Raw genomic sequence first — 24,639 nt, 5'->3', positions numbered from 1 at the left:
TTTATCTCCTATTGTCAGCTCTGGCTTTCGTTTAAATTGACTTTTTTGTTTTTTGCTCTTCAGCAATAACTTCATGATGACTCACAACTTCTTTGATAATAAATTTTAAAAATCTTTCAGCAAAATCAGGATCAAGATGACTATCTATAGCCAATTGCCGCAAACGCGCTACCTGATATTGCTCACGCAGAGGATCTACTTTAGGCAAATCATAACGGGCTTTTAAGCGCCCAACAGCTTTCGTACAACGAAACCGCTCTGCTAAGATATGAATCAAGGTTGCATCAAAATTATCAATGGATGCTCGTAAATGTGCTAATTCGTTTAATACTGTTTCCTGCATCATATTCCTTTCCCTCTTTACATCTTATTTTTTCTTAGGATGCTGAGGAAATTTTCCCCCATCGGCAATGCTATTGGAAAGACCAGGAAATATAGGCCCACGCTTGGGAAGTCCAGGCAAAATCTTCCCTCCATTATCATTTTCAATCTGCTTTTGAAACGTTGAGAATTGCTTCAAATCCATTCCCGATAAATCAGGTATAACTGGAGAATCTCCACTCAAGTTTCCCTTGCCTCCAAATCCCATTTTGGAACCAAGGCCTCCCAACATTTTTCCCATCAAACCACTTTTTCCTTTACTACCCATGGCTTTCATCATATCAGCCATTTGGCGATACATCTTCAAAAGTTTATTAATATCAGCCGCTGTCGTACCAGACCCCTTAGCAATTCGTTGTTTGCGGCTATGTTTTAAAAGCTCTGGATTCGCCCGCTCTTTCGGTGTCATAGATGAAATAATGGCCAATTGACGATCAAACAAACGATCATCAAACCCCGCAGCCGCAATCTGCTCTTTGACCTTCCCCATTCCCGGCAACATGCCCATAATACCGCCCATTCCACCCAGTTTTTTCATTTTCTGCAACTGTTCTGCAAGATCATTCAGATCAAATTTTCCGGCTTGCATTTTTTTTGCAAAAGCAGCAGCTTTCTCGTGATCCATTGTTTCTGCCGCTTTTTCAACCAAAGAAACAATATCCCCCATTCCGAGAATACGATCAGCAATACGACTGGGATGAAATTCTTCTAAAGCATCTATTTTTTCACCAGTTCCAATTGCTTTAATTGGTTTACCTGTAACAGCACGCATAGAAAGAGCAGCGCCACCACGCCCATCACTATCCATCCGTGTTAAAATAATCCCCGTAATCCCTACACGCTCATCAAAAGAACGAGCAAGATGAACAGCATCTTGCCCCGTCAAACTATCAGCCACCAACATAATCTCATGAGGAAGGGAACATGCTTTAATTTCAGCCAATTCGAGCATCAAAGCTTCATCAATATGATTACGTCCTGCTGTGTCAAGAATAAGCACGTCATAACCACCCAATTTAGCAGCTTGCACAGCACGTAATGCAATATCAACGGGCAGCTGACCCGCAATAATAGGCAAGCTTGCAAGTTTTGCCTGTTCTCCCAATTGGCGCAATTGCTCCTGTGCAGCGGGACGGCGTGTATCTAATGACGCCATGAGAACTTTTTTATTATGCTTATCAGTAAAACGTTTTGCAAGCTTTGCTGTTGTGGTTGTTTTTCCCGAACCTTGCAAACCAGTCATCATGATAACAACAGGAGCTGGTGCATTTAAATCACTCAGAACACTTTCATTTCCAAGAATATGAACCAATTCATCATGAACAATTTTAACCACCATTTGGCCTGGTTTAATTGATTTAACGATTTGGGCCCCAACAGCTTTTTCCCGAACTCTATCGGTAAAAGAGCGCACAACATCAAGAGCAACATCAGCTTCCAATAAAGCGCGACGAATTTCACGCAGCGCCTCTACAACATCCTGATCCGATAAAGCGCCACGTCCCGTCAAATGAGACAGGATAGAACCAAGTCGCTCTTGCAAGGATTCAAACATCATTTACCTCATTGTTGCATAACAAACAAACCAAAATAGCATCCGAGAACGCATCGCGCCGTCGGATGTTGACCTCTGAGATCTCTTTATACCCTTAAACCGGGGTCTCAGTCGGTGGCTCCAAGTTAATTTTGTCACTGAAAGCTTGCTCCTTCAAACAATAAAACCCCAGCTTTGTCAAGTTTTATCATAAAATGTCTTTTTATACGAAGAAATAAAAACAACAAATACTATACTTCAAAACTTTCAACTTCAACACGCATAAAACAACCTGTTTCCTGTTCCATGCTCCATAATTTTCCGCTAGAGATATCAAACCAAACCCCATGCAATGTCAAAAAACCTTGATCTTTGCGAAGCTTTATCCATGGAAACGTCTCTAAATTTCTCAACGAATGACGAATAGAAAGCTGCTCTAATGCCGTCTGTTTTTCTGGCCACGACAGCGACTTATTATTCAAAACAATTTCTGCGGCTGGTGCTAAAAGACTGATCCATTGACCGATAAAATCATTTGATAATAAAGATTTATATGTCTCATTAAGAGCAGTACGAATACCTCCACAATGGGCATGACCAAAAACGACAATATGTCTCACCTCAAGCAATTGCACAGCATATTCAAGAGCTGCTGATGTTGCGTGATATTGGTCATCAGGAGAAAAAGGAGGAACCACATTCGCCACGTTGCGCAGGGTGAAAATTTCCCCTGGCTTAGCATCAAAAATCATTTCTGGTACTGCACGCGAATCACAACAAGCAATGACCAAAACTTCAGGTTTCTGCCCCTCAATCACCAATTGCTGATAATCTGCTATTTTATATAAAAAATGATTGTTTATAAAGTTTTGGTAACCACTTAAAAGTCTTTCTGGTAAATGCGCCATTCTTTTTTTACTTTTGCTTCTTTTTTTACTTTCATTTTGTATATTTTAAAAAACAAACTATTAACATACAAAAATACTAAAAATGCCTTTTCCTTGAAGAAAAATATTTCTTTAAAGTACAAAATATTACTAAAAAATAGCAAAAACAAACTCATTCTTTCCAAATAAAGAGCTATTTTCTTTAGGAAGAAGGTGTTACAGTATGTAAAAATATAATGGTCTGCTTTCAACAAAGAGAAGAAAAGGCCCCTAAGAGCAAAAAGGGAGAGTGAATGTGTTGCAACAAAAAAAAACAGAAATAAAAAACACCCAAGATAAAATAGAACAAATCCTTTTTGCTCAAACCGATGAAGAAGATATTGCTTATTACGAAAGTGAAGAACTTCAAAGGGCCACTGCTATCGCGGTAAAAGCTTTTAATCTCCATCAGACGGGAAAAAATACCATCTTCTTTGAACAAAACTTGACCCGTAATAACAAGCCTATAACCGTTATCACGCTTGTCAATGATAACAAACCCTTCCTTCTCGATTCTATTTTAAATGTCTTCAATCAACACAAAAACCATATTTATTTGATTGCACACCCCATTCTTGATAGTGCTTCTGGAAAACGCATCAGTCTGATGCAAATTCACATCGAGTCACTCAATAAACAGCAGACGCAGAAACTTGAAAATGAACTCACCTTAGTTCTTGAACAGGTTAATGCTGCTGTACAAGACTGGAAACCTATGCTTGAAGAAGTTGAAAAACATATTCATGCCTACCAAATAAGTCTTCCCCCGCACTACAAACAAGAAGGCGAAAAAGCCATTGAATTTCTTCACTGGCTAATGGACGATAATTTCATTTTCCTTGGTATGCGCACTTACAACTTCATCAAAGACCAAAAACCCCTAAAATCCTTTACAGCGAGTAATATTGAACTTGGTATACTCACGGATGCTTCTATTCATATTGTTGACGATAAAAGCATGAAAGAGCCTCCTCAAGAAGTTTTATCCTTCATGGAAAGCGATAATCTATTTATCGTGACAAAAGCGAACAGCCGCTCCAAAATTCACCGTTCTGTTTGGCTGGATTATATTGGTCTTAAAATCTTTGATAAAGAAAACCAACTCTGTGGAGAATTACGCATTGTAGGGCTTTTTACCTCCTCAGCTTATACACGTTCTATTTTGCAAATTCCTTTCTTAAAAGAAAAAGCCCAAACTATTATTCAACGTCTTGGACACAATCACGCCGATTATTCAGGAAAAGCACTCATCAGTGCTTTAGAAACCTATCCAAGAGATGAAATGTTTCGCTCTGATGTTGATACATTGACAGAAAACACTAAACTTATTCTACAATTAGATGAGCGCCCACGTTTACGGGTTCTTGCCCATACTGATTCTTTTGGGCGCTTTGTTTCTATCCTTGTCTACGTACCGCGTGATCAATATAACAGCAGCCTGCGTGAAAAAGTTGGCGAACATTTTGTTGAGCTCTATAAAGGTGACTTTTTTGAATCTTATCCGCTATTTTTGGAAAGCACTCTTATACGTGTCTATTATATCATCCATCGTAAAGGAAACGAAACTGTTCCCCTTATTGAGCGCTCCACACTTGAACAACATGTACGTTCGATTGCACGAAGTTGGGAAGACAGGGTTCAAGCCATCGCTCTTAACAAGAAAATAACAGAGCAACAAACACGTCTAGCCAGTGAATTCCCCAACAGCTATCGTGATTTATTTTCAGCTGAAGACGCTATTAACGATGCCGGACATATTCTAAGTCTTCATGATGAAAAGCCCCTTTTCGTGATCTTTTATCATGCACAAAACAAAGAAAAACAGTGCATTTCTCTTCGGCTTTTTCACCGCCATGAAGCACTTGCCCTTTCCAAACGTGTACCACTCCTTGAAAATATGGGGTTTCGCGTTATTGCTGAACAAACTCTTGAATTACCAGATGGCAATGGGCGCTCTGTGTATCTTCATGATATGCAGCTAGAAAGTACTTTCCAACGCTGTATCGATTTTGAAAAAGACGGTCAAAAACACGCCGAAACCTTTGAAGCCATTTGGGCACAAAATGCTGATAATGACGGCTTTAATGCTCTCACCCAAACAGCTGAGCTTGATTGGCATGAAATTGTTATTTTGCGCCATTATGGGCGCTATCTCCAACAAGCTGGAATTCCTTATTCGCAAGATCGCGTTGCCCAAACTTTAAATGCTTATCCTGACATCACCCAAGATCTTTATGCTTTATTTCATTTAAAATTTCATCAAAGCCATACAGAAAAAGAACGGGAAAAAAACCAACAAGTCATTCAAAAGCGCATTGAAGAAAAATTACGGAAAGTCTCTGGTTTAGATGATGATCTCATTTTACGCCGTTATTGTAACCTTATAGAGGCGAGTTTACGAACAAATGCCTTTACGCCTCTTCCTGATGGAAGTCCACGGCGTATTTTAGCCACCAAATTAAATCCGCGCCAGATTGAAGGTTTGCCTGAACCGCGCCCTTACCGAGAAATTTTTGTTTATGGACCGGAAGTTGAAGGAGTCCATTTGCGTTTTGGACCTATTGCCCGTGGCGGAATTCGTTGGTCTGATCGTGCATTAGATTATCGTACCGAAGTGCTGAGCTTAGTCAAAGCCCAACAAGTTAAAAATGCAGTTATCGTTCCTGCAGGTGCAAAAGGTGGATTCTATCCCCATCGGCTTCCCCAAACAAATGACCGTGCTGTTATCATAGAAGCAGCACGTCAAGCTTATACAGACTTTATCACTGCTTTGCTCTCCATCACAGACAATCTGGTTAATGGCAAAATAAGTGCGCCCCACAATATCATCTGTCATGATGACCCTGACCCCTATTTTGTTGTAGCAGCAGACAAAGGAACAGCAACTTTTTCTGATACAGCCAACGCCATCAGCCAAGCAAACCACTTTTGGCTTGATGATGCTTTTGCCTCTGGAGGCTCAGCAGGTTACGACCACAAAGACATTGGTATTACAGCTAAAGGCGCATGGGAAGCCGTCAAAAGACATTTTAGAGAATCATTTAATCATGATATTCAAACAACGCCCTTCACCTGTGTCGGTGTTGGCGATATGTCTGGTGATGTCTTTGGTAATGGAATGCTGCTTTCCAAACAAACAAAATTGATTGCCGCTTTTGATCACCGCGATATCTTTATTGATCCAGATCCAAACATAGACGAAAGCTACGCAGAGCGTACGCGCCTTTTTAAACTTCCTCGCTCAAGTTGGCAAGATTACGATAAAAGCAAATTATCAAAGGGCGGTGGTATCTTCTCACGAAAAGAAAAAACCATTACTCTCTCACCTGAAGCAGCACAAGCCATTGGTTTTGAAAAACAAACAGGAACACCCTTTGAAATTATCTCTGCTCTTCTCAAAGCCCCGGTTGATCTTTTATGGTTCGGCGGTATTGGTACTTATATCCGTGCTGCAACAGAAAACGATGCTCAAGTAGGTGATCGCGCAAATGATGCAATACGCATTACCGGAGAACAAGTGCGTGCAAAAATTATTGGTGAAGGAGCTAATCTTGGTGTTACACAACGTGGACGGATTGAATATGTCTCAAATGGTGGTCGATGCAATACGGATGCCATTGACAATTCTGCTGGTGTGAATTGTTCTGATATTGAGGTCAATCTCAAAATTGTTCTTGCATCAGCACTACGTGCCAAAACGTTAACCCGCGAAGATCGCAATAAGCTCTTGAAAAAAATGACGCCTCAAGTCGAGCAACTCGTCTTGCGTAACAATTATCTACAACCCCTTGCTCTTTCTTTGGCGGAAAACCAAAGCACTACTGATTTGCCCTATCAAATACGCTTTATGCACGATTTGGAACAAAAAAAACTTCTAGATCGCAGAGTTGAAATACTCCCTGATGAGCAAATTTTACGACAAAGAACAACCCAAGGCAAAGGTCTTCTCCGTCCAGAACTCGCCGTTATTTTTGCCTATGCTAAATTGACCTTAAAAGAAGAAATTGCTAATAGCCCCATTGTTGATGATCACTATTTCAATACAGCCTTGCTGAACTATTTTCCAACCCAAATTCAAGAAAATTTTAAGAAGGAAGTGATTAACCATCAATTGCGTCGTAATATTATCGCAACACTGATTGCCAATGACATTGTAAATCGTGGAGGCCCCACTTTTGTTAATCGGCTACACGATGAAACACAACAAAAGGTTGAAAATATTATTCGCGTTTTTATTGCCATCCGTGATGGTTTTGAAATTCCTCAATTATCTGATCAAATTGATAAGCTTGATAATAAAATACCTGGTCTTGTCCAAAACAAATTCTATGCAGCAATGACCCCAATGCTCTTTGAAACGACCAATTGGGGTTTGCACAACATGGATCTCTTACGTCCACTAGAAGAAATTGTAAAAACAATAAAGCAAGCCCGTAGTATTATTGAAAAAGAGCTTATGCATTCTCCCAACAACGATATTAATCAAAAGATTGAAGAAAAAGCACTACACTACAGTGAAGAAGGAGCACCAAAAGCATTAGCAAAACAATTGGCTCTCTTGGAAGCAGCACCAATAATCTGTGATATTTCTTTGATTGCAAAACAAAGCAACAGTGATCTTATTAAAACTGCAGAGATTTATTTCTCGCTTGCACAAATCATTCGTATAAACCGCATTAATGAAGCTCGTCGAACAATTCCCATCTTAGATTATTATGATAGTATGGCTCTAAGCCAAGCCAAAGAAAATGTTTCCGAAAGCTTACGGCAAATCGTTATGAAAATCCTCAAAAATTATGGCAAGAAAAAAGATCCTTTTGACACTTGGAAAAAAACAGAAGAAAATAATATTCATAATATTACAAACCGCATTAGTGCCCTTATTGAAAATGATCTCAATATTTCTCGTTTTACTTTTGCAGCAGGATTGATTTCTCAACTTCAAAATGTTGGCTTTCAAACCTAAAGCAAATACAAAACGACCCACTCAATCTCCCGTTCTATCCCACCACCACAACAAACCAGCGAAAATATAGAGCGGGAGTTTGCATTTTAAACATAACACCCAAAATAAAATCTCGCTATTTATCACAATAGAATTGTTTGCAACAATTTCAAAAAAACAACAGGATTGATTTTTCACCCTAAAAACATAAACTTTCAGACTTAAAAGCAGTACAAAACAGCTAAGCTTTTGCTCCGTTCTATCCATCCATGACTAACCAACAAGGGAAGAACGGAAGCCCTATCCTGCATTTTTAGACAGAGCACTCAAAATAAAAAATAAATTCAAATTTTACTGTCAAATATCCTTCATCATAAAAATATAATATATTGATTTACAATCATAATTTTATCATTTTTATGATGACTGATAATTCGATATTCTAAATTTGTCTCATTTAAAATCTGTTTATATTCAATTAATTAACCACATTTCCCCTTGCATATTGCAAATGGGAAAGCCGAATAGATAAAAACAGTAAAGAAAGAACTAAAAATGCCCCTCATAAACTGCCTCAAGTGCCAAAATCTGCAGTAACATTGAGAGTTAGCAAATATAATATGATGGTGTTGCCCCTTAGCTTGTTACTCCATAACCGAAAAGATGGTGGTGCTTAATGGCTTTATCCTTATACCATTCATAAGCGACATCGGAAATAAGAAGTACTGAGAAATATTTTTTTAACAAATGCGTAAATATGCAATACAAATATATTCTGTTTTACGTGGAAGACATATGGCTTCATTAAAAAATATCAGAAATAAAAGGATAAGCTTAATCCATTATTTAAAAGATATAACTGTAACTGCTTTTGAAATGCGTAAAATCGAATAAAAAATGACAGTAAAGATGGATGTTGATTTTCCCCTTTACAACTTCATATTCTCCTCCAGTTAGGCTGTTGACTTGTTTTAATAGATTACCCCCAAACAGATATATACAATATGCTTGCTCCATACATAAAAAATCTACGAACACACAACCCACCACCTGTATAAAAAGGCAATTCAGCATACTTTAAAATACCACTTTTTCCATACAAACACTGTTGTTATATGTAGTTTGACATAAGATTTTGTACTAAGTGAAAAGAGGTTGGACGAGTTAGGAGTAGGTGATAATTTTTTATTTTTATAGCTATTTTTTTTACCATTAAATACGCATTTTGTTAAAATATATTTTGACACCCTAAAATTGCAAAAAAGTGTGAAAATCAGAAAAAGTCGAAATTTGATAGTAAAGATGAAAAAAGGCTTTGGTACAACACCTAAAGTGGAGCAAGACGACCAAGTTTTAAAAATCCCAGTTTTACCCACCCATTGTTAATGAGCAATGAAAGAACGGGAGCGCCGTCCGCATTTTTAGGCAAAGCACCTAAAATAAAAAATAACGCTTGAAGATTATTGGCTTGCGCGGGAAATAAGCGCTGCAGAGTGTCAAGAAGCTTCATGGACTGAATAAGGACAAGTTCAAATTTTGCTGTCAAATATCCTTCATCATCAAAAGAAAAAGGTCCACTAATACGCACTGCACCACCTGTATGAAAAGTCAATTCACCTTGCTTTAAAAGTCCACTTTTTCCATACAGTCGCTGTTGCCAATTTTTTTCTTCATCTTCAGACAGAAAAGAAATGTCATTTAAAATCCATTTCAAATTACCATCAATTTTAGGAATATCAACAAAAGAAGATTTTAAAAAGGGAGAAGCATCAAAACCGTCAAAAGTTATATGTCCCGATAAATCATTCTTTTCATGTTTTAGATCAAAACGCAAAAATTCTGCCGTTATTTTTTGAGGCATATCTTGTGGCTCTAATGGCTGAATAATCACGTCATGCGTATTTTGCAAAGATGCCGGATCTTCAATATTTTCTTGTGTCGTTTTTTTATCTATCGTTTGTGCTCTTAATGCTTCTTGAAGCTTTTGATCTTCAGAGAAAGAGGAAAAAGATGCAATCTCAAGCCCTTCAGCTATAAACTTCAATGTTTTACCCGTTTTCCAATAAGGCTCTGTTTCAATCACCAAATTGCGCCAATGCGATACTATAGGAGTTTTTCCGGAAAAAACAATTAATGCAGGAGAACGAACATTAAACTCGACCAAATAAGGTGAATAAATTGGTGCACCAGCCGTCAAACGCCCCGTCGATAAAGAAACCCCATGTAAAGGCCAAGAAAATTGAAACTTGTCACAAACAACACCGACACGTAAAGGATAACCATCCCTGCGTACATTCTCGCATACCGCCGCCATATTATGGGAAGATACTTTTACAAATATATCAGAAACATGGTCTTCTATTTTACGTGAAAAAAAAACCAGAGTGCGCTATAAATAAATATCAGAGCCAAACAAAAAAGCCCAAAAATTAAATAGCTTAAAGAAAAACTTTTTCGTCTTAATGGTAATTGAGAGGATTTGGACAACATTAAAACTTTCTTTATCTCTTAACTTTCTCCCACCCTAAAAAGGACAAAGATTTCTAACCCCGGTCAGTTTATACACAATCCAACTTCTTAATCGACCGGACTTTATCTACTGATCACTTCAAGAAACCCCCATACATCATTCTAAAGTACTGTATCTCATAAACTCAACAAGGCTTTCTTAAGAAGAACGATTATACCCTTTAACAAAAAATACCTCATGTGTAAAGTTTTACATAGATTTTCTACCTCTGCCTTAAACCATACTCTTTTACAGCACAACAAAAATGATAATGAATAGTGTTTCTTAACGATAAAGCCATTGAGCCCCCCATCTTTACGCTTATGGAGACCCCAAAGCCAGCACCATCATTATATTTGGCTAGCCCCCAAATGTTGCGACAGCTCTTGGCACTTAAGACAGTTCATAAGAAGCATTTTTAGTCTTTTCTTATACAGTTTTTGCCCACACGCCAGCCCTACTTGTGACATGCAAACAAGAGGTTTTTATTGAGTCAATATACACAGGTTTGGAATGAAAAAACCTTACTATATTCGGGGTTCTCATTCAATATACAAAACCGTGAATTACCTATATAAATCAATGCGTTATCAATAATTACACAAGTACGGGCGGTGTACAAAAAATCTGGTGTAATGCGCTTTCAAACCATTGACTCAAAGCTCGATCATAGATTAAACGACCTTTCAAATGTGCACAAGCAGGTTGAGCACCTTTTTCAGTCAATTTATGTGCCGAACGCACGACCAAACGCCGCATCATAGCGCGTGTAAATTCAGCATGAAACTGCAAGCCCCATGCATTGTTTCCATAACGAAAAGCTTGTGTAGGATATGTATTCCCTGTTGCCAAAAGCATTGCCTCTTTCGGTAAATCATAAATACCTTCATCATGGAAATGGTAGACCATCTCTGGCCAATTCATCAATTCCTTCCCTTGTGGGGTTGCTTCTAGTGGATACCAGCCGACTTCAACAGTCCCATCACTTCTTGTACCAACGCGCCCCCCTAGATTTCGCGCTAACATTTGTGCTCCAAGACAAATACCCAAAAAAGGCTTATTTTCCTTTAGTGATAACGAAATCCAATCAATTTCCTCACCAATATAGGCTTCGCTGTCATTCACACTCATCGGTCCCCCTAAAATAACAACGCCGGCATAATGCTCTAATGTATCAGGGAGTTTTTGTCCAAAAATAGGACGATAAATATCAAGAACAAAACCATTTTGTTGTAAAAATTTTCCCAAACGACCAGTATAGGTAGAGCGCCGATGAATAACGACAGCAATCCTTGGTTTGTTATTTTTTTGTTTTTTATCAAGACATCTCTGATTTAAAAACATTTTTTAACCAATCACATCTGCTACCAAGCAAAATTTCATTTTTTAAGCATAAGAGAATAATTTTATTGGACAAGATTAAAGATAATTTTTTTTCTTCTATATTAATTTTTTCTTCTGAAAAAACGCTCATACTACCATATTGATGCAATTTAAAATAAACGAAATTTTTTCCTCGATAAAGATGTTTCTTCTTCTGTTTTAACCCCTGGATCATCAACATTTAAGTGAGTTTGACTGAACATTTTTACATCTTTTTCTTTTATATCTTGTTTCTCCACCTGCGCATTATGCAAAAGAGAATCATCTATAGGTGTTAATTTTTCAAGCTTCTTATCTCCAACATCATCACTTTTTCCCATAACATACTCTTTGTCTTGCCTTTTCGACACAATATTGTCCGCCTCTAATGTGAGAGAAGGCATACAAGGAGGCGCCTTCCATTCAAAACAGCCCAAACGTCCACTGATTGGAGAAACCGCTGACCAAGAAGAAAAAATGGCCCCATCACACATCCACACTGGATCACGTTCAGCACGAAGTGCTAAAGAAAGCCATTGACGCACAGCACCTTGACTGTTTCCCTGTGCCTCTTCAATATCTGCCAACAATAAATAAACACTTTCCCGTGGATGACATTGTAATGCTTTTTGTGCCTTCTCTCTTGCTAATGCTGTTTCACCAGCATCCAAAGCTGCTTTAGCAATAAGGAAAGCCGACTCAAATGCATCTTTATTATAAGAAGCAAGTGTCTTAGCCCTTTTCAATCGCCCAATGGCTCCTTCTTCTCTTTCAAGATACAGCGCTCCCAAGTCAGGATGAGGCTCCTTTTGCCAAGCCGCTATAATCATTTTATCCGCTTTACGCGTTTCGTTTAATTTATAAAGAATATCAGCAGCAATAACTATTATTGGAACAAAATCAGGCGCCAATTTATGGGCTTTCAAAATAGCTTCACGTGCTTGTACAGGATGTGTATCAAACAAAGAAAGTGCCTGCCCACTTAGTAGTAAAACCTGTATATGCTGCCGCTCTGGAGTCGCGCGAATAGAACGCGGGAGAGCTTTTTGCGTTCTTTCAAAAATAGTAAGTGCCTTATCCCATTTACCCTCAGTACTTAACCGATCGAGCACCGCCTGATGCGCCCATAAAAGTGCTGGCGATAAAGTCAGTGCCTCTTCGGCATATTGTTGCGCTGCCTCATAAGCTTTACTCTTCATCGCTTCACGAAACAAACCATAAAGTCCAACCAGTTTTGTCGGATCTTCCTTTCTCATCTCTTCATAAAGACCGATGGCGCGAACAGAATCATTTTGTAAAGACAAGGTTTGCGCTTGTAAGAGTTTTACCAATGGCTCTTGTTTTCCTGCAAGATATTTAGCAACCCGTGTTTCCATTTTTTGCGCAACCATACTATCACCAGCAAAAGTTGCAAGAATCCCCTTTGAAAGAGCTTCGTAACCACGCTTTTGATGGCGTTTATAAAAATAATTGGAAAGAGCATTCGGTATGGAAAAAAAGAAAGACAATAACCACCATAAAAGAACCAGCGTTACAAAAAACAAAATAAGCACACTTAACACTGTAAGAAATGAAGCAGAAAATCTGAAATGCAAAAATGTGAGAACAAAAATACCATTGTGATTAGCAACCCACGTGAAAGCTAAACCGAGGATACAAACAACAAAAATATAAATAAAAACACGTATCATCTTGGGCCTATTTACATCTTTGTTGCTTTAAAAGATCCTTGTTGCACAGACAATAACAATTGCTGCAACAACTGTTGAATAGCAATATGTCTTTCAAGCTGCTTAACAAAATCCATTGAAACATCTTTTGCACTTTGGGGCAATGATTGCCATTCACTCAAAGCCTTTTCGTAATCACCAGCTTGAATGGCAACTTCCATGCGTGCCGCAATAGCCCCCAGCGTTGTCCCTTCAACATTTCCAATCGGTCGCGAAACAATGAGCCCTTTTATCCACGCTAAAATTCGGTCAAAAAAACCAGCATCTGACGCAACAAGATTTTGCGTACCAACAATTGCATCAGCAACATGAGCAAAATCAACTGAAAGTTGTGCTGAACTTGGAAGACCCACAGTAGCTGTTTTTTGCAACACATCAAGTCCATTAATCGAAGGCGATAATTGCCGCAACAGCTTTAATTCATTATTATAAGATCCACCACGCTCTACAGCATTTTTTAATGAACTAATTGCAGTAAAGAGCGCGGTATCTATTTCTTTTTTCTCACTATTTTTAACAGCAGTTTCTTCCTGTAGTGCTTCTAACTGTTGTTTTAACGCAGCAAGATCATTTGCATTGCTCTGCCCAACAGACAAAGCCGTCTCTATCTCTTTCGACTCTCTAACAAAAGTTTGTACAGTTTCTTCAAGAGTTTTTACTTTTTCCTCTAAAATCGCAAAAGCTTTTTTGCTTTCTTCTTTCGATAGTTCATCATTTTTCGTTGTTTTAAACTGTTGTGATGAAAAAGAAGAAAACTCTGTTTTTAACGCATCGATTTCTTGAAAGACCCGGCTCAATTGTTCCTTTGTGTCTTCACCTTGACTTTTTGCGGCTTCAGCAATCTGCAAGGCTTTTTCCTCCCCAGCAGAATTTGCCACAAAAGGAGAAGGAAAAAAACCAGCCCATTGAAGCCCCATAAAAATTCCCAAAGCAATGAATCCCCCCAAAATCCCAGAAAGGGATAAGAAAAGCCAAATTGTACTAGAGATACTTTTATCCTGACCTTGCATATTCTGTTTTTCTCGTGCAGGAGATTCTACAGAATTGTGGATTTTTTCCTCTGAATCATGGGGAATAGCTTCATGTTCAATAACTGGTTTCTTACGGCGCGTACCAGTATAATGTGATTTAACTTTTGGTTTTGAAGAATCGACCATCTTTATCACTTTTTGTGCACACTTTTTTCAAAAATAAAATAATAAAATGAAAAAAGTTTTAAAAATGAAGCTTTTCTCAAATATCTTCGAAAGAGTATAAATTTACAGAAATTTTCCAAATCTCATTTTTCTCAATAATATTTACAATTATAGACTTTAATAGACAAGTTTTAAAAAAATATTTGCATTTTATACTCGAAAATACAGCTTTATTTTTTAATCAACGATATCATAAAATTCAAAGAAAATGCCAAAACACATATTTTTCATAGAAAAATCAATTCTAAGAGAAATACTTTGCATCTTTTTCTGTTCATGATACGCACGTAAGAAAGAAGCTTCAATATAAGGTTTTGTTTAAAATGCGTCTGCTGGGAATAGAAACAAGTTGTGATGAAACGGCAGCGGCTGTCATTGAATATAACAATGAATCAAACAGCCGAATTCTTTCCAATGTTGTTTGGAGTCAAATTGATCACCATGCACCTTACGGCGGTGTTGTTCCTGAAATTGCTGCTCGTGCCCATGTTGAAGTTCTTGATCATTTAATTCTGCAAGCACTAACAGAAGCAAACACAAAATTAAAAGATATTGATGGCATTGCAGCCACCAGTGGTCCTGGTTTGATAGGAGGATTGTTGGTAGGCGTTATGAGCGCAAAAGCACTCTCTCTTGCCACTGGCAAACCATTTATTGCGGTAAATCACTTAGAGGGACATGCTTTAACAGCTGTGTTAACGCACAACGTCAGCTTTCCTTATTTATTACTTTTAGTTTCAGGAGGTCATACACAAACAATCATTGTTCATGGAGTAGGCAACTACCAGCGTTTAGGAACCACTATTGATGATGCGTTAGGAGAAGCCTTTGATAAAACAGCAAAACTTTTAGGTCTTCCTTATCCTGGTGGACCAGCACTTGAAAAAGCAGCTTTATTTGGTGATAAAAATCGCATCCCTCTTCCACGACCTTTAAAAGGTGAAAAACGATTAGACTTTTCTTTTTCAGGACTCAAAACTGCTGTTCGACAAGCCGCAACAGCCATAGCTCCCCTTACAGAAAATGATATTGCTGACATTGCCGCAAGTTTTCAAGCCACTGTGACTGATACGGTACGTGATCGTGTTCACCTAGCTTTACAACACTTTACCCACCAATATCCTCTCTCTAATAATCAAGAAAAGCGTTCTCCTGCTTTAGTTGTTGCGGGCGGCGTTGCCGCAAACCAAGCCATTCGCTCTACGTTGCAAGACCTTGCTCATCAACATGGTTTTGAATTTATAGCCCCTCCTCTTTCCTTGTGTACGGATAATGCTGCAATGATTGCTTTTGCCGGTGCACAAAAACTCGCACGAGGAGAAACAAGCTCTCTTGACATTGCACCCCGCTCACGCTGGCCATTAGATGAAAAAGCCCCGCCCTTGATCGGGATGGGACGCCGTGGAACAAAAGCATAATAAAATTGACGTCCCACACACATCTTAAAGAACGAAGATTTCTACTCAATCCGGTCTATAGATAGTCCGAATTCTCTATCGAGCAGATTCCACCTGCTTCCCACTCACACAATTCACTTAACCCAAAGCTCGACACGTAAATCTAAATATTCACCACACATTCTTAAAAACCTCATGTTTCAAAAAACTGCCTTATATCATTACACTTCAAATGACGGTATTTTACAGCATAATAAGATCTACTCTCTCCCACAAAGCATAGATATGAATGCCATTCGTTGACCTCATCATCTTTGACCATTTATTCGTTTCATTGTCATTGTAATCTTAAAGCTTTTTAGAACCAATTTTCTTAATTTTTTCCAACAAACTCTTATAGTGACCGCATTTCAGACCATAGTTGAAAAGAGAAACAAAGAGCAAAATACTTTTATACAACATGAAATATCAATGGAGCGCGTCTCTCTACTACACATTATTTTGAAACAAGAAAAATAGATAATAGCCGTTATTTACCCCATTTTAAAAATCATCGTTGATGGTATTACAAAGATACTTATAAAAATGCATAACAGTCTATGAAAAAGGAGAACTCATGGCTTATTGGCTTTTTAAATCTGAACCCCATAAATGGTCATGGGAGATGCAAAAGAAAAAAGGAGTTAATGGCGAACAATGGGATGGTGTACGCAATTATCAAGCACGTAACAATATGCGCACTATGAAATATGGTGATAAAGGTTTTTTTTATCACTCAAATAAAGGTTTAGAAATTGTAGGAATTGTAGAAATATGTGCTGAAGCACACCCTGATTCTACAAGTTCTGATCCACGCTGGGAATGTGTGGATATCCGAGCACTTTGTGACATGCCAACACCTGTTTCATTAAAACAAATCAAAGCCAATCCTAAACTAGCAAATATGGTGTTGGTCAAGGCCAGCCGCTTATCAGTACAACCCGTGACAGAAGAGGAATGGACAGAAGTCTGTTTGATGGGCAACCTTAAGAAGGAAATGCTTTTATCTTAAAGAAATAAATTTTATTCATTAATAATCCATTGATTTATAATGATAAATTACTGTTTTGCATGTTGAATAAGAGTCCCGAATATCGTAAGATTCTCCCATTTCAAATTTGTCCCATGTTGAATCAATTAAAACCACTTTCTTGCACATAAAAAGCGGGATGAGTGTGTGAATAAAAATTGTTAAAGAAAAGAGTGAAAATGGCTCTTATGAACCGTCTTAAGTGCTAAGGGCTGTCTCGAAATACCCACGAGCTGGCAAAGTGTGTGATCCGGCTTACTTGTTCATAAGCGTAAAGATGGGAGTGTTCGATGAATTTACCGTTAGACTCATATGAAAAAGCACTTCATATCGCACAAGGCATCCCTCTCTATTGATGTGTTTTCACGCTAAATACATAAATAGGATACTCTTCCTTATCATTTTTCATTCTGCACTCTTCTCAATATAAAATGCCCCAAAACTTCCCCCCTTCATTAGGTATTTTTTAGGCATTTCTAAAGGCAAGACTTACTCAACGATTATAATAAGCAACACCCACGAGCATCACACAGACCTCTTCGCACACAAACTCTACGAAAAAACAAAACTGAACGTGGATAAAAAAACAATAAAAATGACCGTGAAATTCTCCTAAACGGTACATATCTGCTAGGTGTTGCACAGTTCTCTTCACGCTTAAAAAACGCATCATATTGAGTGTTCATTGTTCGCATGTTGGATGAGAGCCTCTCATGCCGCTGGATTCTCTCATTCCCAACCTGTTTATATTGAATCAATCAAAAGCTATTTGCTTGCATATTCTAAGCGGAGAAAGTCCCATATAGATAAAAAACGTGAAAGAAAGCACTAAAAATTCCTCTTATGAATCGTCTCAAGTGCCAAGAACTGTCCGCAACACCCACGAGCTGGCAAAGTGAATGATAGTGCTAGCTTGTTTCTCCATAAGCGTAAAAATGATGACACTCAATGGCTAAAACACATTCTAAAGCATAAAAAATGCTTCCAACCAATACGTAAAATACTCTGCAGACGGAAACACCTTCTTTTCGGCAAACAACCATAGAAATTATAAAAGTTTATTTTTTCAAAGACTTTTTTTTAATTTTCCTCTTTTAATTTTTCTTGCATGAAATCTCATTTTTCATGAAACTATATCAATCAGTGCATCAACATGCCTATAAGGAAAAACATGAACCAATACACTCTTTTAATCGTTGAAGGCGATGATCTACGCCCCATTTTAGTAGAACAATTGCAAATGCATCAAGAATTTAAAATTTCCCAAGCAAAAACAGCAGAAGCGGGAATGAGAATAATCCAAAAAGAAAATATTGATCTCACTATTTTGGGATTTCAACTTCCTGATCTTGATGGCTACAAAGCCGTTAAACAATTACGCACCCAAGGATTTCGTGCTCCCATTATCATGATAACAAATTATGATACAGACTGTGATAATATTTTAGATCTTGAAACAGGCGCCAATGATTATGTAACAAAACCCTTTCGCTTTGCAGTGTTATTGGCGAGAATTCGAGCACAGTTGCGCCAATATGAACAAAATGAAGACGCAACCTTTCATATTGGTCCCTATACTTTTAAACTAAGACAAAAACTTCTTCTTGATCAATGCAACAATAAAATCTGTCTCACAGAAAAAGAAGCAGCGATCCTTAAATGTCTCTATTATGCCAATGATAAAATTGTCAGCCGTGAAACATTGTTAGAACAAGTTTGGGGATATAATGAAAATATTATCACCCATACTTTAGAAACCCATATCTATCGTTTGCGACAAAAAATCGAAAACGATCCCTCCAATGCACAAATTCTCATAACAGATCAAAATGGTTACCGTTTAAATCTTTAATTCGAGATTTACTGTTTCAAAAATAATTTTAATATCCTAAATGAAAACAGAAACGAGATGAAAAAACCTTCGCATATAATTCGAATGCTATTACTTAGAACTTACTCTTATGACAAAATATATAACATTACGAATAAAAAACGAAATATTCCAACATGAGAACCAGAAACAAAAATGCTTTCAACCCTCACGATATACTTTGTAACTTCTGTTTCACATGCTTTTGTTCTTTCTAAAGTTTTTAATATGTTTCGCATATAAATAATCGTGATATCTTTTAGCAACATTCTTGATCATAACTATCATCTTTAGATGAGTGCTATTTATAATTATTTTTTTCAGAAAAACCGCTCCACGCATTGCTTTATCTCACATTCACTAACCTAACTTGAGAGATGTTTTTTATCTTTATAGTTTTCCTCCATTCTTTATGACTTTATCTCCTCTTAAGAGATTATATAATTCATGATATAACGCTAAATGTTTATCCTAACGATAAAGCCACTGAGCACCACCATCTTTACGCTTATAAAAGAACAAGCCAGCACCATCACACACTTATGTTAGATCTCGATGTTGCAGAGGAGCCCTTGATACTTGAGATGGTTCATAAGAAGCATTTTAATCCTTCCTTGTACAGTTTTTAACCACCATAAACCATATTATGCAAGATCCTTTGGACTCTGCTATTTTTATGCTTACGAAGATACCAGCATTTTTTCTTTTAAAATGTTTCCGCTATTCATGAAATATGGTTCGATATATAGATACTTGAGATTTTTATTCACATACCAATTCCACATATTAATGTACAAAAGAATATTTTTTAATTGTAAATGCAAAAAATTGAAATAAGAGAATCCTTTTATACTTGCGGTTCTTATGACAATGACAAAATGATTAATTATCTTTATAATTTAAAATATTTCTTGTCTGTGGTGATAAAGCAGGAATAAAAATACGTCGCGACTGACGACGCTGTACGAGCAGACCCTGATAAACACGTTTTTGTGCCTGACACATTAAGAGTCCACCAAAATAAGGCAAAAGATAGCGAGCAAATGGCTCGTAAAAAAATGAGAACAACCGCGAAAAATACCCCGTAGAGGGCATATAGTGTACAATTTCTTGTATTGGTCCAGAAATAAAATTTGTTTTTTCGAACAAACGAATAAGCTGTTGTTGACTATAAGGTTCGCCATAACCAAAGGGCGTAGTCGTATTGCGCGCCCAAAAGCCAGAGCGATTAGGAACAATAACGATCAAATGACCATTGGGTGCTAAAACACGCCATATTTCATTCAACGTTTCAAATGAATTTTCTGTATATTCTAATGCATGGACCAATAAAATACAATCAACTGACGCATCAGGAAGCGGCAAATCTTCTTCAAAAACAAGCGCTGTAGCAACTTTCTCAGCACAAGGCCAAGGCGAAACACCCTGAGCAGCAGGCATAAAAGCAAAACATTGTTGGGCACGTTCACGCAATACAGAAAGATAAGGAATCGCATAACCCAACCCCATAATCCGTTTATCCGTAAGATCAGGCCACCATAAATTTAATTGGTCACACAGCGTCTTTTGCACACGCAGCCCAAGTGCAGAAGCATAAAAATCTTTCAGCGTAACGATATCCAACTCAACATACCATGTAGAAACAAATTTCAAACATTACAGATTTTCATATATCCAACTTATATGGACTTCTGCTCTTTCTCCGCAATAGCGAACACTTCAATATTGCATATTTTAAACTTAAATGATTAAAAAAGCAGTACAATAGAATGATTATCGCGTTACAAGTGCTTTAATTATTTTCTTTGAAGCTGAACTCCATAGAGGTTCTTCATACACTGTTTTTGACATCAATTAAGAAAAAAGCCAACACTGATTAATTAAAATGAAGCAATCTTTCAAGATAGTTTTTTTCTTCTTCTGAAAGATGCTCTTTACCAAGACGTTTGCGAATTTCATCCAAAATCTGCCGCGTACGCATTTGATCACTTTCTTGTGGGAGTGCCTCGCCTTCTTGTTCTTCATCTGTTTTTGAAGAAAGTGGACGTCCTAACGGATCTTTAGGACCAGAATCAGCATTTTGATCATCTCCCGTTTCTTTAAGTGTTTCGCGCATTTTTTTCAAAACATTTTGTGCACCTTGCCTCAAAGATTCCAAAGCATCAGACTGATTTTGTATAGATACCTGATGATTTCCATTATCAAGAGCATTTTCCGCAGAATTCATTTTTTCTTCTGCCCTTTTCAAGGCGCCCCCTGTTTCAAATCCTTGTTCTGATAATTCTTTTTCTAATGTTGATAATTCAGATTGCAATTCAGCTTGACGTTTTTTTAAAGATTTTTTTTGTGTTTCCGGTACATTTTCTCCGCGTTTTTGTTCCATCTCTAACTGATGTGTTTTATTGAGAATTTCTTGCTGACGACGCATTAAATCTCCAAGCTGGTCCATCTTTTCTTTCATTTGTGCAGATTGGCTTTTTTCTCCCTCATTTTTATTACCTTTTTGCACATGCAAATGATCAAGCGTCTGTTCAACTTCCGCCAAGAGTTGTTCAGCTGCTAAAGAAGAGCCTGTTTTAGCCATTTCCTCAATTAAATTTAGCTTTTCTTGTAATGTAGCTTCAGAAAGATTAGGACTTTTTGAGCTTTTAGAATTTTTAGAAACTTGACTATCCGGTGCTTTTTCAGCCAAAGCACGAATATACGCATCCATAGCTTGACGTAAATCTGCCATAAGCCGTTCAATTTCTGCCGCTGAAGCACCGTAACGCAATGCATCACGTAAAGCAGCTTGTGCTTGTTTTAACTTTTTTTGCACGGATTCAAGTTGATTGCCTTCAATACCCAAAGCAATTTGCCATAAATAATCCACCACATTGCGCAAATCCTCGTCTGTTTGTGCTAAAGAAAGTCTTGTCCACGCACTTTGTAGAACAATAAAATGCGATGCATTTTGCAACCCCTTTTCTGGACGCACAAGCAAAGCAGAAAGCATATCAAGTACCCGCTCTCGCGCTAAAGGATTAAGAGCTAATAAACGACGCAGTTCAACCACTGCGCGTGCAACAGGATTCGAAAAAACACGCTGTGGTAATATCATAACAAAAGTTTTGCTACGTCCTTTCTGCCCCGCACCATCTTCTGCCACCAAAGTAATTTTGACTTGCGAACCCGCCCATGGATGCGCTGATATATCCTGCACCATTCGCATTTTCCCCTTTCCACCACGCGGAAGAAGAAGTTCTATTTCCGGAGCATTATAAAGAGAAGAAGCACTTTTATTCTGAGGAAGAAAAGGCTCTATTTCAACAAAAGCCTTTGTCACACCATAATCATCATCCACCACATATCGTAACTCCAATGATCCCGTTAAAATCCTCCCTGGTTTTTCCAACCAATGAATTGTTGGAAGCGTGTCCTTAATTATCTGCAAATGCCATTGCTGTTTTTTACGACGTGATGATACAAATAAATTTATTGAATGCTTTAAATGTGTTTCAAAATGAACAATTGGATCATTCAAAGCTGTTTGCTCCGTTTTCTCTGAAAACGAAATTTCCCTCCCATCTTCTACAGACTTTGCTTTTACTGTAATGCCAGCCCCATTGACAACACGCACAACAACATTACTCCCTTCAGGGATTTCTAGTTGTGTTTTCTCATCTTTTGTCAAATAAATCGGTGCCACACCGGTATAAGCAGGTGGTGTTACCCAAGCATCAATCCGCATGAGTTTTTCATCAACGACAGGACGAAAATCAAAGGCATCAGCCAAACGCCCCCCTTGTGAACCAAAAGAAAAACTAAAAGCGCACACAAAAAGAAGAGCACACAAAGCCCTCAAAGCTAAAGGATCATAATCCGCACTATTAAGAGAGATAAATCCAGTTTTTAAATGGTATAATTGCTTTGCCATTCGGCGTTGATGTTCACGCCAAATAACAACACTAAAATCTTCATCATTTTCAGAACATAAACGATCTGTCTGAATATTCAAAGGCTGGTGTTTAAGGCCATTGACACGTTCAAGACGGTGATCCACTTCCCGCATTGTGGGAAACCGAAAACCAATAAGAAAAAATAAACTTACCCCAGCACAAACAAGCATAGCCCCAAGTAAAAGCCAATGGAACCAATAGCCCAAAACGCCAAAAAGTCCCAACCAGCTAAACGAACAAAACAGACTAAGAACAAGGAAAAATGGTAATAACCGACCCCAGATCCGTTCCAATGAAAGGATCCCCCACATCAAAATGCGCACACACAAAAGCTTCATTGCAAAGCCTTTGATGTTTTTATTTTTCATAAACAAGCATTTATCCCCTTTTACCGTGGTGCATTAAGATCATAAACCCCATACAGAACAATTTCTAGAAAATAAATTGTTTCATCAAAGTTTAGTAAAAATAAGACCAAAAATATTTAATAATGCTCAATCTAATTTGGGCTCAATCCAATCAGGAATATGATCACATCCCATTAATTGCGCATAATCAAGACGTGGACGAATAACTGCATAACGCATATCTTGAACGAGAACTTCAGGGACCAGAAGTCTGCTATTATAAGTACTCGCCATCACGGCACCATAAGCCCCAGCTTGCGTAATTGCCAAAAGATCACTGGGTGCCAAAATTGGCAAGCAACGATCTAATGCTAAATAATCACCAGTCTCACAAACAGAACCCACAATATCTGCACGAATAAGGGAGGCGTCTTTTGCTGCTTGTTTCACAAGGACGACATTCTGCCAAGCATCATAAAGCGTTGGACGCATCAGATCATTCATCGCCGCATCCACAATAACAAAATTCCGCCCTTGCCCCTTTTTTAAATAGAGAACAGAGGTTACCAACACACCAGCTTGACCCACAATGCTCCGCCCCGGCTCCACCACAATATTAATCCCTAAAGGAGCAATATGCTTCTTTACCAGCGCGGCATAATCAAAAGGGGAGGGTACGGTATGTTGTTCACAACCATAGGCAATACCAAGCCCGCCACCAATATCTATATGCGTTATTGCATAACCATCACTCCACAATTGACGCACCAAATCTACGATAATAATAAACGCCTCCTCAAACGGCTTTAAATCACAAATTTGACTGCCAATATGCATATCAATACCGCAAACCTGCAATCCAGGCAAAGAGGACGCTCTTTTATAAGCCTCTCTTGCCAACAACAAGGGAATACCAAATTTATTTTCAGATTTTCCTGTTGTAATTTTCTTATGGGTCTTTGCATCAACATCTGGATTAATACGCAATGAAACACGTGCTATTTTTGAAAGTGCAACAGCGCGTTGCGATAACTGTTCAAGTTCCGGCTCTGATTCAACATTAAAACAATAAATATTCTGAGAAAGAGCAAAATCTATCTCTCTCACGGTTTTACCAACCCCAGAATAAACAATACAATGCGCCGGAATACCAACAGCAAGAGCACGCCGTAATTCACCTTCTGAGACCACATCAGCTCCCGCTCCATTGTTAGCTAAAAGCCGCAAAACTGCTTGATTAGAATTCGCTTTAACCGCATAAGCAATCAGACTGGGCATCCCTTGAAATGCTCTTTGATAGTCCTTAAAATGTGTAACCAATGCATTGGCTGAATAACAGTAAAAAGGAGTTCCCACCTCCTGTGCAAGCATAGCAAGTGAACAACCCTCAGCATAAAGTATACCTTGATGATAGGAGAAAAAATCCACACTTGCC

The 24,639-nt window shown here is 38.1% G+C and carries 13 protein-coding genes and 1 pseudogene; 4 read left to right on the top strand and 10 right to left on the bottom strand.

All coding sequences use genetic code 11. From position 1 onward, the window contains the following. Positions 1-14 precede the first annotated feature (14 nt). The 3 genes and pseudogenes from ACFINA_RS01025 to ACFINA_RS01015 form a co-directional block, all read right to left on the bottom strand. Positions 15-343, bottom strand: a pseudogene (locus ACFINA_RS01025) (chorismate mutase). Positions 344-367: 24 nt separating this feature from the next. Further along, positions 368-1,936 carry a signal recognition particle protein gene (gene ffh / locus ACFINA_RS01020; RefSeq protein WP_375606221.1) on the bottom strand — a complete coding sequence of 523 codons (1,569 nt, stop codon included), beginning with the start codon at positions 1,934-1,936 and terminating at the stop codon, positions 368-370. A gap of 230 nt (positions 1,937-2,166) precedes the next feature. Then, positions 2,167-2,823 carry a carbonic anhydrase gene (locus tag ACFINA_RS01015; RefSeq protein WP_375606034.1) on the bottom strand — a complete coding sequence of 219 codons (657 nt, stop codon included), beginning with the start codon at positions 2,821-2,823 and terminating at the stop codon, positions 2,167-2,169. A 274-nt stretch (positions 2,824-3,097) separates the two neighbouring features. Here ACFINA_RS01015 and ACFINA_RS01010 point away from each other — a divergent pair, with 274 nt between their 5' ends. Further along, positions 3,098-7,807 carry an NAD-glutamate dehydrogenase gene (locus tag ACFINA_RS01010; protein WP_375614934.1) on the top strand — a complete coding sequence of 1,570 codons (4,710 nt, stop codon included), beginning with the start codon at positions 3,098-3,100 and terminating at the stop codon, positions 7,805-7,807. Between the two features lie 1,306 nt (positions 7,808-9,113). Here the strand turns inward: ACFINA_RS01010 and ACFINA_RS01005 are convergent. The 4 genes from ACFINA_RS01005 to ACFINA_RS00990 form a co-directional block, all read right to left on the bottom strand. Beyond that, a complete protein-coding gene (locus tag ACFINA_RS01005) occupies positions 9,114-10,100 on the bottom strand; it encodes a DUF2125 domain-containing protein (protein WP_375606036.1) in 987 nt (328 codons plus the stop codon). Positions 10,101-10,892: 792 nt separating this feature from the next. Beyond that, positions 10,893-11,639, bottom strand: coding sequence for a glutamine amidotransferase (locus tag ACFINA_RS01000; RefSeq protein WP_375606037.1), 747 nt, complete (start codon positions 11,637-11,639; stop codon positions 10,893-10,895). A 149-nt stretch (positions 11,640-11,788) separates the two neighbouring features. Continuing rightward, complete coding sequence (locus ACFINA_RS00995) at positions 11,789-13,348, bottom strand: heme biosynthesis protein HemY (RefSeq protein ID WP_375606038.1); 1,560 nt, start codon at positions 13,346-13,348, stop codon at positions 11,789-11,791. Positions 13,349-13,359: 11 nt separating this feature from the next. Next, the gene (locus ACFINA_RS00990; protein WP_375606039.1) at positions 13,360-14,544 is read right to left on the bottom strand and encodes a hypothetical protein; all 1,185 of its coding nucleotides are present in this window, start codon (positions 14,542-14,544) and stop codon (positions 13,360-13,362) included. Positions 14,545-14,906: 362 nt separating this feature from the next. On the opposite strand from ACFINA_RS00990, the gene tsaD reads away from it, so the two are divergent. From tsaD to ACFINA_RS00975, 3 genes are all read left to right on the top strand, one after another. Next, positions 14,907-16,001: a tRNA (adenosine(37)-N6)-threonylcarbamoyltransferase complex transferase subunit TsaD gene (gene tsaD, locus ACFINA_RS00985; protein ID WP_375614933.1), complete on the top strand. Its 1,095-nt coding sequence runs from the start codon at positions 14,907-14,909 to the stop codon at positions 15,999-16,001. Between the two features lie 595 nt (positions 16,002-16,596). Beyond that, the gene (locus ACFINA_RS00980; RefSeq protein ID WP_375606041.1) at positions 16,597-17,031 is read left to right on the top strand and encodes an EVE domain-containing protein; all 435 of its coding nucleotides are present in this window, start codon (positions 16,597-16,599) and stop codon (positions 17,029-17,031) included. A 1,189-nt stretch (positions 17,032-18,220) separates the two neighbouring features. Further along, positions 18,221-18,901, top strand: a complete 681-nt coding sequence (locus ACFINA_RS00975; RefSeq protein WP_375606042.1) for a response regulator transcription factor — start codon at positions 18,221-18,223, stop codon at positions 18,899-18,901. Positions 18,902-19,801: 900 nt separating this feature from the next. Here ACFINA_RS00975 and ACFINA_RS00970 read toward each other — a convergent pair. The 3 genes from ACFINA_RS00970 to lysA all read right to left on the bottom strand — a co-directional run bounded on the left by ACFINA_RS00970 (position 19,802) and on the right by lysA (position 24,632). Beyond that, positions 19,802-20,572, bottom strand: coding sequence for a class I SAM-dependent methyltransferase (locus ACFINA_RS00970; protein WP_375606043.1), 771 nt, complete (start codon positions 20,570-20,572; stop codon positions 19,802-19,804). Between the two features lie 223 nt (positions 20,573-20,795). After that, the gene (locus ACFINA_RS00965; RefSeq protein WP_375614932.1) at positions 20,796-23,225 is read right to left on the bottom strand and encodes a TIGR02302 family protein; all 2,430 of its coding nucleotides are present in this window, start codon (positions 23,223-23,225) and stop codon (positions 20,796-20,798) included. 126 nt (positions 23,226-23,351) lie between these two features. Then, positions 23,352-24,632: a diaminopimelate decarboxylase gene (lysA, locus tag ACFINA_RS00960; RefSeq protein ID WP_375606045.1), complete on the bottom strand. Its 1,281-nt coding sequence runs from the start codon at positions 24,630-24,632 to the stop codon at positions 23,352-23,354. Between the last annotated feature and the right edge of the window lie 7 nt (positions 24,633-24,639).

The sequence above is a fragment of the Bartonella sp. AC10YNML genome, assembly GCF_042196825.1.
GTDB lineage: Bacteria > Pseudomonadota > Alphaproteobacteria > Rhizobiales > Rhizobiaceae > Bartonella.
This window is presented reverse-complemented; position numbering and strand designations above follow the sequence as displayed.

Excerpts from the sequence above, each read along its gene's own strand:
- ffh (WP_375606221.1), bottom strand. The coding sequence starts at position 1,936 with ATGTTTGAATCCTTGCAAGAGCGACTTGGTTCTATCCTGTCTCATTTG.
- ACFINA_RS01015 (WP_375606034.1), bottom strand. The coding sequence starts at position 2,823 with ATGGCGCATTTACCAGAAAGACTTTTAAGTGGTTACCAAAACTTTATA.
- ACFINA_RS01005 (WP_375606036.1), bottom strand. The coding sequence starts at position 10,100 with ATGGCGGCGGTATGCGAGAATGTACGCAGGGATGGTTATCCTTTACGT.
- ACFINA_RS01000 (WP_375606037.1), bottom strand. The coding sequence starts at position 11,639 with ATGTTTTTAAATCAGAGATGTCTTGATAAAAAACAAAAAAATAACAAA.
- ACFINA_RS00995 (WP_375606038.1), bottom strand. The coding sequence starts at position 13,348 with ATGATACGTGTTTTTATTTATATTTTTGTTGTTTGTATCCTCGGTTTA.
- ACFINA_RS00990 (WP_375606039.1), bottom strand. The coding sequence starts at position 14,544 with ATGGTCGATTCTTCAAAACCAAAAGTTAAATCACATTATACTGGTACG.
- tsaD (WP_375614933.1), top strand. The coding sequence starts at position 14,907 with ATGCGTCTGCTGGGAATAGAAACAAGTTGTGATGAAACGGCAGCGGCT.
- ACFINA_RS00980 (WP_375606041.1), top strand. The coding sequence starts at position 16,597 with ATGGCTTATTGGCTTTTTAAATCTGAACCCCATAAATGGTCATGGGAG.
- ACFINA_RS00975 (WP_375606042.1), top strand. The coding sequence starts at position 18,221 with ATGAACCAATACACTCTTTTAATCGTTGAAGGCGATGATCTACGCCCC.
- ACFINA_RS00965 (WP_375614932.1), bottom strand. The coding sequence starts at position 23,225 with ATGAAAAATAAAAACATCAAAGGCTTTGCAATGAAGCTTTTGTGTGTG.